General features: G+C 71.4%; 11 protein-coding genes. 5 read left to right on the forward strand and 6 right to left on the reverse strand.

All coding sequences use genetic code 11. The features are described 5' to 3' along the window. The first annotated feature begins 101 nt into the window (after positions 1–101). From Sspor_RS10895 to Sspor_RS10910, 4 genes are all read left to right on the forward strand, one after another. Positions 102–3,272, forward strand: a complete 3,171-nt coding sequence (locus tag Sspor_RS10895) for a non-ribosomal peptide synthetase (protein ID WP_202198878.1) — start codon at positions 102–104, stop codon at positions 3,270–3,272. After that, positions 3,265–4,071, forward strand: coding sequence for a thioesterase domain-containing protein (locus Sspor_RS10900; protein WP_202198879.1), 807 nt, complete (start codon positions 3,265–3,267; stop codon positions 4,069–4,071). The genes Sspor_RS10895 and Sspor_RS10900 overlap by 8 nt, the downstream gene beginning before the upstream one ends. A gap of 8 nt (positions 4,072–4,079) precedes the next feature. After that, positions 4,080–5,393 carry an MFS transporter gene (locus tag Sspor_RS10905; protein WP_202198880.1) on the forward strand — a complete coding sequence of 438 codons (1,314 nt, stop codon included), beginning with the start codon at positions 4,080–4,082 and terminating at the stop codon, positions 5,391–5,393. A 107-nt stretch (positions 5,394–5,500) separates the two neighbouring features. After that, positions 5,501–6,850 carry a dipeptidase gene (locus tag Sspor_RS10910; RefSeq protein WP_202198881.1) on the forward strand — a complete coding sequence of 450 codons (1,350 nt, stop codon included), beginning with the start codon at positions 5,501–5,503 and terminating at the stop codon, positions 6,848–6,850. Positions 6,851–6,957: 107 nt separating this feature from the next. On the opposite strand, the gene Sspor_RS10915 is transcribed toward Sspor_RS10910, so the two are convergent. From Sspor_RS10915 to Sspor_RS10930, 4 genes are read right to left on the reverse strand one after another with little or no spacing between them, the layout of a single operon-like run. Next, positions 6,958–7,974, reverse strand: coding sequence for a TIGR03842 family LLM class F420-dependent oxidoreductase (locus Sspor_RS10915; protein ID WP_202198882.1), 1,017 nt, complete (start codon positions 7,972–7,974; stop codon positions 6,958–6,960). A 19-nt stretch (positions 7,975–7,993) separates the two neighbouring features. Next, positions 7,994–9,394: a dihydropyrimidinase gene (gene hydA, locus Sspor_RS10920; protein ID WP_202198883.1), complete on the reverse strand. Its 1,401-nt coding sequence runs from the start codon at positions 9,392–9,394 to the stop codon at positions 7,994–7,996. 9 nt (positions 9,395–9,403) lie between these two features. After that, positions 9,404–10,699: an aspartate aminotransferase family protein gene (locus tag Sspor_RS10925; protein ID WP_202198884.1), complete on the reverse strand. Its 1,296-nt coding sequence runs from the start codon at positions 10,697–10,699 to the stop codon at positions 9,404–9,406. Beyond that, complete coding sequence (locus Sspor_RS10930; RefSeq protein ID WP_202198885.1) at positions 10,696–11,538, reverse strand: nitrilase-related carbon-nitrogen hydrolase; 843 nt, start codon at positions 11,536–11,538, stop codon at positions 10,696–10,698. The genes Sspor_RS10925 and Sspor_RS10930 overlap by 4 nt, the downstream gene beginning before the upstream one ends. A gap of 316 nt (positions 11,539–11,854) precedes the next feature. On the opposite strand from Sspor_RS10930, the gene Sspor_RS10935 reads away from it, so the two are divergent. Then, entirely contained in the window at positions 11,855–12,259 is a 405-nt protein-coding gene (locus Sspor_RS10935) for a DUF3887 domain-containing protein (protein WP_202198886.1), read from the forward strand. Here the strand turns inward: Sspor_RS10935 and Sspor_RS10940 are convergent. Continuing rightward, entirely contained in the window at positions 12,256–13,701 is a 1,446-nt protein-coding gene (locus Sspor_RS10940) for a hypothetical protein (RefSeq protein WP_202198887.1), read from the reverse strand. The two genes, Sspor_RS10935 and Sspor_RS10940, sit on opposite strands and share 4 nt — an antisense overlap. 99 nt (positions 13,702–13,800) lie before the next feature. Further along, positions 13,801–14,181, reverse strand: coding sequence for a PPOX class F420-dependent oxidoreductase (locus Sspor_RS10945; protein ID WP_202198888.1), 381 nt, complete (start codon positions 14,179–14,181; stop codon positions 13,801–13,803). Positions 14,182–14,197 lie beyond the last annotated feature (16 nt).

The following is a 14,197-nucleotide window of genomic DNA, read 5'->3' on the forward strand; positions in this document are numbered from 1 at the left end:
CGTTCACGACGAGCACTTGCGGTGCCGTGCCCCGAAACGGGGGCACGGCCTCCGCAAGTGCTGCCGTCGTTTGTTATCCCATCGAACAGAGAGTCACACTCATGACCACGTCCATCGAAGCCCGCCGCCGGGCGCCGCTCTCCTTCGGCCAGGAGCAGCTCTGGTTCCTCGACCAGCTGACTCCCGGTGTGACGGCCTACAACATCCTTCTCGCCTCCCGCCTGCGCGGCCCGCTGCGGATCGACCTGCTCCGCCGCAGCCTCACGCTGGTGGTGGCTCGGCACGAGGCCATGCGCGTGACGATCCACGCCGACGAGGGCGGCACCCCCTACCAGGTGGCGGCCGATCCTTCCGAGGTGGAGCTGCCCGTCATCGACCGGACCGGACTGGACCAGCAGGCCCAGGACGTCGCCATCGAGGAAGCCCTGCGCGAGCTCTCCGGCCAGTCCTTCGACCTCCAGCAGGGCCCCCTCTACCGGTACAGCCTGCTGAAGCTGGGCGAGGACGACCACGTCTTCGTCCAGAACCTGCACCACATCGCGACGGACGGCTGGTCCTCCGGCGTGGTCAACGCCGAACTCACGACCGCGTACGACGCCCTGCTGGCCGGCCGCGAGCCCGAGTTCGAGGGCCCCGGCTCCAAGTACCTGGACGTCGCCAGCGAGCAGCGCGCCTACATGCAGGGCCAGACGCTGAAGGAAGAGCTCGAGTTCTGGGCCGAGAAGCTGGCCGACCTGCCCACCCTGGAGTTCCCGACCGACCGGCCCCGGCCCGCGACGGCCAGCCGCGGCGGCGGCATCGTGGTCGGGCAGTACCCGACGGAACTGCTGCAGCAGGCCCGGGTGCTCGCCACCGAGCACGGCGTCTCGCTGTACATGGTCCTGGCGGCGGCCCTCAACGTGGTGCTGAGCCGCTACACGGGCCAGGAGGACATCCCGGTCGGCGTGCCGATGCTCAGCCGCACGGAGGTCGAGCTGGAGGAGGTCGTCGGCCTCTTCGTCAACATGGTGGTGCTGCGTTCCGACGTGTCGGGCGACCCCACCTTCGCCGACCTGCTGGCACGGACCCTCGATGCGAACCTGGACCTCTACGAGCACCAGGAGGTCCCGTTCCACCTGATCGTCGAGAGGGTGCAGCCCGAGCGGGTGGCCGGCCGCAACCCGCTGTTCCAGGTGTCCATGCAGCTGCTCGGCGCCGCCAACTCCGGCGGCAGCGTCGCCTTCGAAGGCGTCACGAGCGAGGCCATCAGCCCGCCCGGCGCCGCCTCCCGCTTCGACATGGCGATCGACTTCGTCGAGTCCGGTGACACCCTCAAGGCGGTCGTCGAGTACTCCAAGGACCTCTTCGACGAGTGGCGCGTCCGGGCCCTGCTCGACCACGTCGAGACGGTGCTGACGGCCGCGGTGAAGGACTCCTCGCTGCGGGTCTCCCAGCTGCCGCTGCTGACGGACGCCGAGCGGGACGAGGTCTTCGCGCTCGGCAAGGGCGAGCCTGCCGAGTATGCGGAGGACGCGCTGCACGTCGGCTTCGCGAAGATCGCGCAGTCCACCCCGGACGCGGTGGCCGTGGTCTGCCGCGGTGTCGAGATCACCTACGGTGAACTCGACCGGCGGGCCGACCGGCTGGCCCGCCACCTGCGCGGCCTGGGCCTGAAGCACGGCGAGGTCGTCGCCACGGTGATCGACCGTGACGTGGACGCGTACGTGGCGATGGTGGGCATCCTGAAGGCGGGTGGCGCCTTCGCGATGATGGACCCGAAGCTGCCCGCCGCGCGCCTGGACTACATGATCCGCGACACCGCCGCGCCGGTGGTGCTGACCCGGTCCACGCTGGCCGACCGGCTGCCGGAGTCCTCGGGCTGGGCGCGGGTGCTGATCGACACGGACTGGGCCGCGATCGAGGCCCTCCCCGCGGACGAGCCGCTGGAGGAGTGGGCGACCCGTGAGTCCCTCGCCTACGTCCTCTACACCTCCGGTTCCACCGGCACGCCCAAGGGCGTGATGATCGCGCACCGGGCGGTCTCGTTCTTCTGCGAGGCGTACCGCCGCACCTTCGACTTCGGCCCCCAGGACCGGCTGCTCCAGCTGCCCGCCCTGAACTTCGACATGTCGCAGGGCGAGATCTGGACGGCTTTCCTGGTCGGCGCGCGGGTGGTGGCGGTGTCGCCGGAGGACGCCCAGTCCCCGGAGGCGCTGACGGCGCTGCTGCGCGACCAGAAGGTGACCTACGCGGGCCTGCCGCCCGCGATGCAGTCGGTGATGGACCCCGAGCCCTACCCGGACCTGAAGTACGTCATGGGCGGCGCCGAGGTGCTCCCTCCCGAGCTGGTCAACAAGTGGAACCTGCCCGGCCGTAAGTACCTCAACCTGTACGGCCCGACGGAGTGCGCCATCGGGCAGACCGAGTACCACGTCGAGCAGATCGAGTGGACGACGCCGCCGCCGATCGGCCGTCCCCAGCTGAACCGGCAGGTCTACGTTGTCGACCCGCAGAACAACCTGGTGCCCAAGGGCGTCTACGGCGAGCTCCTGATCGGCGGCCAGGAGGGCGGGCTGGCCCGCGGCTACCTGAACCAGCCGGAGATGACCGCGGCCAAGTTCATCGAGGACCCCTTCGACCCGAGCAGCAAGGTCTACCGCAGCGGTGACCTCGTGCGCTGGACCGAGGCCGGCCAGATCGAGTTCCTCGGCCGCATGGACAACCAGGTCAAGCTGCGCGGCCTGCGCGTGGAACTGGGCGAGATCGAGACCGCGCTGCAGTCGCACCCCGCGATCCTGCGCGCCGTGGTCCTGATGCGTCCGGACCGGCGCGGTGAGAACCGGCTCGTGGGCTACTTCACCTCGGTGGAGCAGGCGCCGGAGATCGACGAGCTGCGCAAGCACCTGGCCGAGTCGCTGCCGGACTACATGGTGCCGACGGCGTGGGTGCCGCTCGACAAGTTCCCCATGAACAACGACGGCTGGAAGATCAACCGGAACGCGCTTCCGGAGCCGGTGGACGAGGACGGCGACCGCGAGTTCACCGCTCCCCGGACCCCGACCGAGATCGCGGTCGCCAGTGCCTTCGCCGACGTGCTGGCGCTGTCGCAGGTCGGTGCGGACGACAGCTTCTTCGACATCGGCGGCAACTCGCTCCAGGCCCTGCGGGTGGTGAGCCGGATCAACAAGAGCCTCAAGATCCGCGTCAGCGTGCGCCTGCTCTACGGCAACGCCACGGTCAGCGCGATCTCCGCCGTCGTCGACGAGCTGATCGAGGCGAAGGCCCGTGCCTGATCTCGACCGCATCGTCCCCCTGCGGACCGAGGGCGACCGAACGCCCCTGTTCTGCGTGCACGCCGTCTCGGGCTCCGCGTACTCGTACGCGGGCCTGTCCCGGCTGCTCGACGAGGGCCGGCCGGTGTACGGGTTCGAGGCGCCCGGGTTCGACAACGACCGCACCCCGGTGCGGTCGTTGCCGGCCCTGGCCGACGAGTACACCGAGATCCTGCGCGCGTTCCGGCCCAGCGGCGAGTACCGGCTGATGGGCTGGTCGCTGGGCGGTCTGCTGGCCCACGAGATGGCGAAGCGCCTGACGGCGGCCGGCGAGAAGGTCGCCAACCTGATCATGGTGGACTCCGGTCTGCCCGTGGTGATGCCGCTCCCGCCGGAGCGGGACATCCTGATCAGGTTCATCCGGGACATGATGGGCCTCGAAGAGGCGCCGTCCGAACTCCGGAAGCTCTTCGCCGACTGGCCCGCGGACGTGGCGCCCGACGTCGTCTTCGAGGCTGTCGAGGAGTCCGGCCTGCTGCCGGAGGAGTTCGACGCCTACCTGCTGGGAGGCCAGTACGACGTGTTCCGGGCCCACCTGGAGGGCTTCTACTCCATCGACGTCACCGGGGGCTACGACGGGCCCGCGGTACACGTCATGGCCGATCAGTCGGTCGCGGAGGACATGCGGTGGAAGCGGCTGATGCCCGGACTTCGCGAGCACACGATCCCCGGGACGCACCACTCCATCTGGAACGCCGAGAGCCTGCCGACCCTGACCCGGATCATCCAGGACGCCCTCGACTCCGAGAACGACGGTTAGGAGCATCGATGTCGGTCACATCCGAAACCGGGGGCGACACCGACGGACCCGTCCAAAGTCTCTGGCACAACCAGGACTTCCTGAAGTTCTGGGTCGGCGAGACCGTGTCGCTGCTCGGCACCCAGGTCACCAACCTGGCACTGCCGCTGACGGCGATCTACGCCTTCGACGCCAGTGACGAGCAGGTCGGTTTCCTGCGGTTCCTGCAACTCGTTCCCTACATCGGGTTCGCCCTGCTCTTCGGGGTCTGGGTGGACCGGGTCCGCCGGCGCAACGTCATGCTCGCGACCAACCTGTTCCGGGCGGCACTGATCGCGCTGATCCCCGTGCTGCACTGGCTGGACGTCCTGAACATGCCGGTGCTGCTGGTGATCGCCTGCGCGCTGGGCACCGCCTCGTGTCTGTTCGACGTGAGCTGGATGCCCTTCGTGCCCACCCTGGTCAAGGACACCAGGCACTACGTCGAGGCCAGCCAGAAGATGGGGGTCAGCCAGTCGGTCTCGGACGTCGCCGGGCCCGGCATGGCCGGCGTGCTGGTGTCCGCCCTGTCGGCTCCGGTGGCACTGATCGTCAACGCGGGTTCCTACCTGTTCTCGACGGTCATGCTGCTGCTGGTGCGCACCCGGGAGCCGGTCCCGGAGCCGCCCGCGAAGCGGCACGTGCTGTCGGAACTGCGGGACGGCCTGGAGTGGGTCTTCCGCAAGCCGATCCTGCGCTGGCTGGCGATCGTCGGGTTCTGCTGCAACTTCTCGATGATCACCGTGTGGACCATGTTCCTGCTGTACGGCACCCACGACCTCCAGCTCAGCTCCTCGACGCTGGGCACGGTCTTCGGTACCGCCTCGGTGGGCGGCCTGATCGGCGCGATGGTCTCCCGCAAGGTGGTGGCGCGCTTCCCGATCGGGCGGGTCTACTTCGTGGCCCAGACGGCGCTGCTGCTGGGCCCGCTGCTGATCGTCCTGGCCGCCGGGCCGAAGCTGGTGGTGATCGGCATGGTCACCCTGTCCTTCTTCACCACCTACCTCGGCCTCGGCATCGCCAACGTGATCATCGTCAGCGTGCGGCAGACCACCACGCCGCAGTCGATGATGAGCCGGATGACCGCCTGTTTCCGCACGCTGCTCTTCGGCGGCGGCGCGCTCGGCGGCCTGACGGCCGGTCTGCTCTCCGGCGGGATCGGCAACCACAACGCCCTCATCGTCGCGGCGGCCTTCTCGGCCGTCGTGGTGCTGGCTCTGATCAAGTCGCCGGTCAGCCGGCTGCGGGAGCTGCCGCCCGCGGCGGTGGAGCCGACGGCGAAGACCACGACGACGACGGCGTGACCCGCCCCGGTCCCCGCTCCGCCCGGCCACGGGCGGGCGGGGACCGGGACCGGGCCGGAGCCACCCGTACCGACACCACGTCCCCAGTGGGACGGACCGGAGGACCCATGCGTGACCAACTGGCCGAGCGCATCGCGCATCTGATGCCGCGGGCGCAGAGCGACCTGGCGGACCTGGTCGCCATCCCCTCGATCGCCGACCCGCGCAGCTACCCTCCCGAGGACTGCCGCCGGGCCGCCGAGTGGGTCAGGGACGCCTTCGCCGAGGTGGGCTTCCGCGACCTGCGGCTCGCCGAGACCAGCGACGGCAGCCTCGCCGTGCTCGGCGAACGCCCCGGCCCGGCCGGGGCGCCCACCGTACTGCTGTACTCGCACTACGACGTCCAGCCGCCGATGGACGAGGCGGCCTGGGACTCTCCCCCGTTCACCCTGACCGAACGCGAGGGCCGCTGGTACGGTCGCGGCGCGGCCGACTGCAAGGGCAACATCCTCACCCAGCTGACCGCGCTCCGGGCATGGGGCGAGGACGTCCCGGTCCATCTGAAGCTGGTCTGCGAGGGGTCCGAGGAGCAGGGCACCGGCGGTCTGGAGGACTACCTCCACGACCACCCCGAGGAGCTGCGCGCCGACGTCGTACTGGTCTGCGACACCGGCAACGCGACGGCGGGGGTTCCGTCCGTCACGGTCGGCCTCCGCGGGGTGACCGAGGTGGTCGTGAGGGTGAACACCCTCGCCTCCGCAGCCCACTCGGGGATGTTCGGCGGGGCCGCCCCGGACGCGCTGGCCGCGCTGATCCACATGCTGGCCACCCTGCGCGACGACAAGGGCCAGACCGCCGTCCGGGGGCTGGACCAGGAGGGGTCCTGGCCGGGACGTGACTATCCGGTCGAGCAGTTCCGCCGTGACGCCCGGGTGCTGGAGGGCGTCGGCCTGTTCGGCGCCGGGGACGCCGGTGTCGCCGACCTGCTGTGGGCGCGTCCCGCGCTCACGGTTCTCGGTATCGACTGCCCGCCGGTGGTCGGGTCCGCCGCGGCCGTCCAGCCCGCGGCCGCGGCCCGGCTGAGCCTGCGGGTGCCGCCCGGGACGGATCCCGTCCGGGCGCAGGACGCGCTGGTCGGGCACCTTGAGCAGGTCGCTCCCTGGGGCGTGCGGCTGGAGATCGAGCGGGGGCCGGCGAACTCTCCCTTCCTGGCCGCGACCGGCGGACCGGCCTACACCGCGCTGGCGGACGCCATGCAGGAGGCCTTCGGACACGAACTCGCCCTGCTCGGCGGCGGCGGTTCCATCCCGCTGTGCAACGCCCTGGCCGAGCAGTTCCCCAAGGCCGAGATCATGCTGCTCGGCGTGGAGGAACCGGCCAGCCTGATCCACGCGCCCAACGAGAGTGTGGACCCCGGCGAGATCTCCCGGATGGCTCTGGCCATCGCCCTGTTCCTCGGGCGCCTCGGCCGTCCCTGACCTCCGGCGGCCCACGACGAAGCTCCTGGCGGGTACGGGTGGTCTCGGTGGAGAACCCGTCCGCCAGGAGCTTCGCCGTCGTGCGGAAAGGGCCCGGTGTCCTCGGGCTACGCGTTGATCGCGGGGATGATCTCGGAGCCGTACGCGTCGATGGTGGCCTCCCGCGCGTCGTGCATGTCGTAGACGGCGAACTGGTCGACGCCCAGGTCGCGCAGGGCCCGCAGCTTCTCGATGTGCGCCTCGGCCGGGCCCAGCAGGCAGAAGCGGTCGACGATCTCGTCGGGGACGAAGTCGGTGGACGGGTTCCCGGCCCGGCCGTGGTGGCTGTAGTCGTAGCCCTGGCGGGCCTTGATGTACTCGGTGAGTTCCTCGGGGACCATCGAGGAGTGCTCGCCGTAGCGGCCGACGAGGTCCGCGACGTGGTTGCCGACCATCCCGCCGAACCAGCGGCACTGGTCGCGGGCGTGCGCCAGGGCCTCGGCCGAGTCGTCGGCCGTGACGTAGGCGGGGGCCGCCACGCAGATGGTGAGGGACGCCGGGTCGCGGCCCGCCTCGGTCGCGGCCTGCCGTACGGCCTTGACCATCCACTCGGTGAGGTAGAGGTCGGCGAGCTGGAGGATGAACCCGTCGGCCTTCTGCCCGGTGAGGGCGAGCGCCTTCGGCCCGTACGCGGCCATCCAGACGGGCAGCTTCCCGTCCTCGATCCACGGGATCCGGAGCGGCTTGCCGTCGACCTCGGCCTCACGGCCCTCGGCCAGGTCGCGGATCACCTCGATGGCCTCGCCGAGCCGGGCCAGGGTGTTGGGGGCGCGACCGGCGACCCGCATCGCGGAGTCGCCGCGGCCGATGCCGCAGACGGTGCGGTTGCCGTACATGTCGTTGAGGGTGGCGAAGGTGGAGGCGGTGACCTCCCAGGTACGGGTCCCCGGGTTGGTCACCATCGGGCCGACGTGCAGCTTCTGCGTGTTGGCGAGGATCTGGCTGTAGATGACGAACGGCTCCTGCCACAGCACGGCGGAGTCGAAGGTCCAGCCGTAGCGGAAGCCGTTGCGCTCGGCGCGCTTCATGAGGCTGATGACCTGGGAGGCGGGCGGGTCGGTCTGCAGGACGAGGCCGAAGTCCATGGGGCGGCTCCTTGACGCTTTACAGGTACTGGCAGGTGGAGCGGGGGACGAAGGCCCCGTGGCCGGCCCGGCCGGTGTATTCGCGCTGGTCGATGACGAGTTCGCCGCGCGAGAGCACGGTGTCGACGCGTCCGGTGATCCGCCTGCCCTCGTACGCCGAGTAGTCCACGTTCATGTGGTGCGTCTCGGCGGAGATGACCTGCTCGGCGTGCGGATCGTAGAGGACGATGTCGGCGTCGGAGCCCGGCGCGATGGTGCCCTTCTGCGGGTACAGGCCGAACATCCGGGCCGGGGTCGCACACGCGATCTCGATCCAGCGCCGGCGGCTGATGTGCCCGTCCAGGACAGCCTGGTGGAGGAGGTCCATCCGGTTCTCCACGCCCGGCAGCCCGTTGGGGATCTTCGAGAAGTCCCCGCGGCCCAGCTCCTTCTGGCCCCGGAAGCAGAACGGGCAGTGGTCGGTGGAGACCACCTGGAGGTCGTTGGTCCGCAGCCCCCGCCACAGCGCCGCCTGGTGCTCGCGCGGCCTCAGCGGGGTGGAGCAGACGTACTTGGCGCCCTGGAAGTCGGGCTCCTCCAGGTTGTCGGTGGACAGGAACAGGTACTGCGGACAGGTCTCCCCGAAGACCGGCAGGCCCTTGTCGCGCGCGGCGGCGAGCTCCGCCACGGCCTCCTCCGCCGAGACGTGGACCACGTACAGCGGGGCGCCCGCGACCCGCGCCAGCTGGATCGCGCGGTGGGTGGCCTCGGCCTCCAGAAGCACCTTGCGGACCTCGCCGTGGTGGCGCGGGTCGGTCTCCCCGCGGGCCAGGGCCTGCTCGACGAGGACGTCGATCGCGATGCCGTTCTCGGCGTGCATCATGATCAGCCCGCCGTTGGCGGCGCCGCGCTGCATGGCGCGCAGGATCTGCCCGTCGTCGCTGTAGAAGACGCCGGGGTAGGCCATGAACAGTTTGAAGGAGGTGACCCCCTCGCCGACGAGGTGGTCCATCTCCTTGAGGGTTCTCTCGTTGACGTCCGAGAGGATCATGTGGAAGGCGTAGTCGACGGCGCAGTTGCCGTCGGCCTTGGCGTACCAGGTGTCGAGGCCCTCGCGCAGGGAGCGGCCCACGCTCTGCACGGCGAAGTCGACGATGGTGGTGGTGCCGCCCCAGGCGGCCGCTCTGGTGCCGGTCTCGAAGGTGTCGGAGGCCGAGGTGCCTCCGAAGGGAAGTTCCATGTGGGTGTGCGCGTCGACCCCGCCGGGGATGACGTACTTCCCGGTCGCGTCGATCGTGCGGTCGGCCGTCCAGGCGCCGGCCGCCGCCGAGCCGTGTGCGGCCAGCGCCGCCACCCGGCCGTCCTCGACCAGGACGTCCGCGTGCAGTTCGTCGGAGGCGGTGACGACGAGGCCGCCAGAGATCAGGGTGCGGGTGCTCATGTGATCCCCCTACTGGATGCTGCGCAATGCCTGTTCGAGGATCTCGGCGCCCTCTTCCGCCTCGGCGACGGTGAGGGAGAGCGGCGGCGCGATGCGCAGCACGCTGGTGTTGTACCCGCCGCCCTTGCCGAGCAGCAGGCCGCCTTCGCGGGCCGCCTCCAGGACGGCGGCGGCCGCGTCCGGGTCGGCCTCGTCGGTGCCCGGCTTCGCGAGTTCGAGGCCGGCCATCAGGCCCCGGCCGCGGATCTCCCGTACGGCGGGCACGGTGGCGGCGATGCCGCGCAGCCGCTCCAGCAGCAGGCCGCCGACGCGGCGGGCGTTGCCCTGGAGGTCGTGCTCCAGCAGGTACGCGAGGTTGGCGACGCCGGCCGCCATGGTGACCGGTGAGCCGCCGAAGGTGGAGATGGAGTTGGAGTCCAGGCAGTTCATCACCTCGGCCCGGGCCACGACCCCGCCGATGGACATGCCGTTGCCGATGCCCTTGGCGAAGGTGAGGATGTCCGGCGGGCCGTTCTGGGCGTGTGCCTGCCAGCCCCAGAAGTTGTCTCCGGTGCGGCCCCAGCCGGTCTGCACCTCGTCGCTGATCCACAGGATGCCGTGGCGGTCGAGGACCTCGCGGAAGGCTCCGTAGAGCCCGTCGGGCGGCGAGGTGAACCCGCCGACGCCCTGGATCGGTTCGGCGATGAGGGCGGCCACTCCCCCGCGGGCCTGGCCGAGTACGTCCTCCAGGTCCTCGACGGCGGCGGCGGTGAAGGCGGCGTCGTCCAGGTGGGCGAGCGGGCCGCGGGTGCGCACCGCGCCCTGGACGTAGTACGTCTGCAGCGGCGAGAGGCTGGTCGGGGACCAGCCGCGGTTGCCGGTGATCGAGACGGTGGAGAAGGACCGGCCGTGGTAGCTGTTGCGCATCGCCAGGATCTGGTTGGAGCGGCGGTACGTCGTCGCGAGCAGCAGGGCGGTGTCGTTGGCCTCGGTGCCGGAGGTGGTGAAGAAGACCCGGGCGTCGGGGATGCCGGAGAGGGCGGCGACCCGCTCGGCCAGCTCGATCATCGGCCGGTTGAGGTAGAGGGTGGAGGAGTGGATGATCCGCCCGGCCTGCTCGGACACGGCCTTGGTGACCTCGGGCAGGGCGTGGGCGGTCATCGTGGTGAGGATGCCGCCGAAGAAGTCGAGGTAGCGGTTGCCGTCGGCGTCCCAGACGTGGCGGCCCTCGCCGTGGGTGAGCTCGATGGGGTGCTTGTAGTAGAGCGCGAGCCAGTCGGGCAGGACGGTGCGGTGGCGGCTGTGGAGCGGGGTCGGGTTGGTCACGGCTGTACGAGCCCTCCGTAGGCGTCGGGACGGCGGTCGCGGTAGAAGGCCCACTGGTCGCGGACCTGCTTGATCAGGTCGAAGTCGAGGTCGCGGACGACGAGCTCCTCGTCCTTGTCGCTGGCGACCTCCCCGACGAACTGACCGCGCGGGTCGACGAAGTAGCTGGTGCCGTAGAAGTCGTTGTCGCCGTACTCCTCCTGGCCCACCCGGTTGATGGCGGCGATGAAGTACTCGTTGGCGACGGCGGAGGCGGGCTGCTCCAGCTGCCACAGGTACGCGGACAGCCCTCGGGAGGTGGCGGAGGGGTTGTAGACCAGCTGGGCTCCGGCCAGGCCCAGTTGGCGCCATCCCTCGGGGAAGTGGCGGTCGTAGCAGATGTAGACGCCGATCCGGCCGACGGCGGTGTCGAAGACGGGCCAGCCGAGGTTGCCCGGACGGAAGTAGTACTTCTCCCAGAAGCCTTTGACCTGGGGGATGTGGTGCTTGCGGTACTTGCCGAGGTAGCTGCCGTCTGCGTCGATGACGGCGGCGGTGTTGTAGTAGAAGCCCTCGCTCTCCAGCTCGAAGACCGGTACGACGATCACCATGCCGGTCTCGCGGGCGAGGTCCTGCATACGGCGTACGGTCGGGCCGTCGGGGACGGCCTCGGCCCAGCGGTAGTGCTCGGGCTCCTGGACCTGACAGAAGTAGGGGGCGTTGAAGACTTCTTGGAAGCCGATGATCTGCGCGCCCTCGGCGGCTGCCCGGCGGGCGTACACCTCGTGTTTGGCGATCATCGAATCGGTGTCTCCGGTCCAGGTGGCCTGGACCAGCGCGGCGCGGACGACTTGGGCCATGAGCTGCTCCTCGCGACGGGAACGCCGAGTTCTACGCACGTAGACGATATGCGTAGGGAGTAGAACGTAGGCCTCGTCACAGCGTGGGGCAAGACCGCCGTGCGCGGTTGGAGTAGTCGATCAAGTTACGTCACCACGCGGTCGTTTACCGTCACGGGTCGGCCCGTTATCGGGCGGTTGACATGCGTGGGGACCGCACGGGGAGCACGATGGAGCTATCCGACGCGCCGAGCAGGAGAAGGCCGTGGTCCTGATGCCCCACAGAGACACTGCGCCGGGCGGCAAGCGACGACTGGTTCGGGCGGCGGCGGCTGTCGTGCTGGCCGTTGGCGTGCTGGTACCGGCCGGTGGTTCCGCGACGGCCGCGACGGGGGCGCCCCCTGGCGCGGCCCCGTCCCTCACGCGGTACGACACGATCGCCGTGCAGACCCTCGACTCCATCGTGAACGGCGACTTCACCGCCGCCACGGCCAGGTTCGACCCGACCGTACGCAAGCTCCTGCCCCCGGACGCCCTCGCGCGGGCCTGGGTGGTCTACCAGGACCAGATGGGGCGCTACCGGTCGCACGGCGGCCCGATGGACACCTCCTCGGGCACGTTCACCGTGGTCAGCGTGCCGCTGAGCATGGAGCGCCGGGCCGGGGAGTTCCGCGTGACCTTCCACGAGGACATGAGCATCGCCGGCCTGTTCTTCCTCCCGGCAGGATTCCCGATCGCCTAGGTGTATCGACCCGCCGCGATGCCCGCCACCCGCAGGGCGTGGAGCAGGTCGCGGTGCCGGGGTCCGGGGAGCACCCGGGCCGCCCGGAGCAGCCGCGGCACGAACCACGGCGGATCGTGCCGGGCCAGGCCCGCCGCCTCCTCGGCGGTGCGCACGCGGACGAAGGCGCCGAGCAGGGCGTCCGCCTCACGGATCCGGCCGGCCCCGCCGAGGACCAGCGCCGCGGCCGCGACCTCGGCCGCCGGGCGGGCGACGCCCTGGCGCAGCAGGGCGTCGCAGTCGGCCTCCCGGCCGGCGGCGCCGAGGGCGGCCGCGGCCGCGGCGAGCCGCTCGGGCGGGAGCGAGGCCGCCTCCCAGAGCAGAGTGGCCCAGTCGGCCGCGAGGCCGGCCCGGGTCAGCTCGTCGGCCAGCGCGGGCAGCTGCTCGGCGGGCCGCGCCGCGGCCTCGCACAGCAGGGCGTGGGCCTCACCGCTGCGGCCCTGGGCGCGCAGGGCGAGCAGCGCGGCGGCGACGGCCCCCGGGGCGCCCGACGAAGCCCCCGCCGGGGGCACGCGCCGGGGCTCGGCCGCGCCGCCCGGGGCGTGCCCCCGGTCGGGGGCGGGCTCCGGGACCCCGAAGCGGGCCCCGCGCGGCGCGGGGAGTGCGGCGGCGGGACCGGAGCCCGGCGCGCCGTCCCCGCCGGGATGCCCCGGCGGCGGTGTGAAGGCAGGGGCCGCGGGAGCCGCCGAGCCGGCGTACCGCGCGCCCCCGGAGCGCCGCGCACCGCGCAGCCAGCGCCCCTCGGCCCGCCCGACGGGCGCCTCGCCCCGCACGACGTCCTCCCGGCCGCGGCCCGTTCCGGTCGCGCCACCCGCTGCGGAGCCCGGTCCGGCGCCCGGTCCGGCACTCGGCCCGACGTCCGGCGCCGCGCTCGACCCCGCGCCCGGTGCCGGATGGGGTTCCCGTTGGCCGGGTACTCCGGGCAGGGGGTCCGCGGGATCCTGGCCCCCGGGGGCCGCCCGCAGGGCTCGGAGGCGGGCCGCCAGGTCCTCGTGGCGGGCCGCGGCGCGGGCCACGTCGTCCTGGGCCCAGGAGAGTTCCCGGGCGAGGGCGTCCGTCTCGGCCCGGTCGGCGGTCCTGCCGAGCCGTACGGTCAGGCTCCTCAGGGCCGTCTGCGACTCGGCCCGCTGCGCGACCGCCGCCGCGAGCAGGGTCCGCAGCTCCCCCTCGCCGCCCGGCAGCCGGTCCCACACCGTGACGGCCGCCGCCCGCAGCTGGGCCGCGTACACGGTCTCCCGTGCCGCGAACTCCGCGCCGCGCGCCCCGGCCAGGTCCCGCAGCAGGGATTCCACCACGTCCCACGGGGGTATCGCCGCCCCGTCGAGACACGCCTTCAGACCCTGTGGATCCCGTCGCAGGAACTCCCCGTACCAGCCTGCCCCGGGATCCAGTCTCTGCGTCAATCCTGTTAAGTATCCAGAGAGTTGACTGATCGCCAGCGAAGTCGCGGTCTCCATGACCGCATTGGATCCCGCCTGTGTTACGGGCGGGCTACGGGCATCTCAAAGCTTGACGGCGATCGCGGTGTGCGGACGCTTCCCCCGGCGCGCCAGGGCGGCGGGCACGTCCACCACCCAGAACTGCCAGGTGTACTTGCGCGACATCAGCTTCCGCACCCGCCGCAGACCCGCCTCGTCGAGGAGCCGGGCCTCGCCCTCCCGGGCCTGCGCCCCCTCCTCGACGCGCCCGCGCATGTCGCAGGCGGTGACGGTGACGCGCCCGTTGTTGCGGATCCGCTTGACCTTCCACGAATCGCTGCGCGTCCACACGTACAGCTCACCCCCGTCGGCGACCGCCCACACCGGCGTCGCCACGGGCGTGCCGTCCTTGCGGAAGGTGGTGAGACTGACGTACCGCGCCCTGCCGAGCTCTTCGAGATCCATGACCGAACCCTAGGCC

Source organism: Streptomyces spororaveus (assembly GCF_016755875.1).
GTDB classification, from domain to species: Bacteria; Actinomycetota; Actinomycetes; order Streptomycetales; family Streptomycetaceae; genus Streptomyces; species Streptomyces spororaveus.

Bases quoted from the DNA above. Each gene is read 5' to 3' on its own strand.
- Sspor_RS10930 (WP_202198885.1), bottom strand. From the start codon at position 11,538: ATGGCCCAAGTCGTCCGCGCCGCGCTGGTCCAGGCCACCTGGACCGGA.
- Sspor_RS10915 (WP_202198882.1), bottom strand. From the start codon at position 7,974: ATGGACTTCGGCCTCGTCCTGCAGACCGACCCGCCCGCCTCCCAGGTC.
- Sspor_RS10905 (WP_202198880.1), top strand. From the start codon at position 4,080: ATGTCGGTCACATCCGAAACCGGGGGCGACACCGACGGACCCGTCCAA.
- Sspor_RS10945 (WP_202198888.1), bottom strand. From the start codon at position 14,181: ATGGATCTCGAAGAGCTCGGCAGGGCGCGGTACGTCAGTCTCACCACC.
- hydA (WP_202198883.1), bottom strand. From the start codon at position 9,394: ATGAGCACCCGCACCCTGATCTCTGGCGGCCTCGTCGTCACCGCCTCC.
- Sspor_RS10910 (WP_202198881.1), top strand. From the start codon at position 5,501: ATGCGTGACCAACTGGCCGAGCGCATCGCGCATCTGATGCCGCGGGCG.
- Sspor_RS10895 (WP_202198878.1), top strand. From the start codon at position 102: ATGACCACGTCCATCGAAGCCCGCCGCCGGGCGCCGCTCTCCTTCGGC.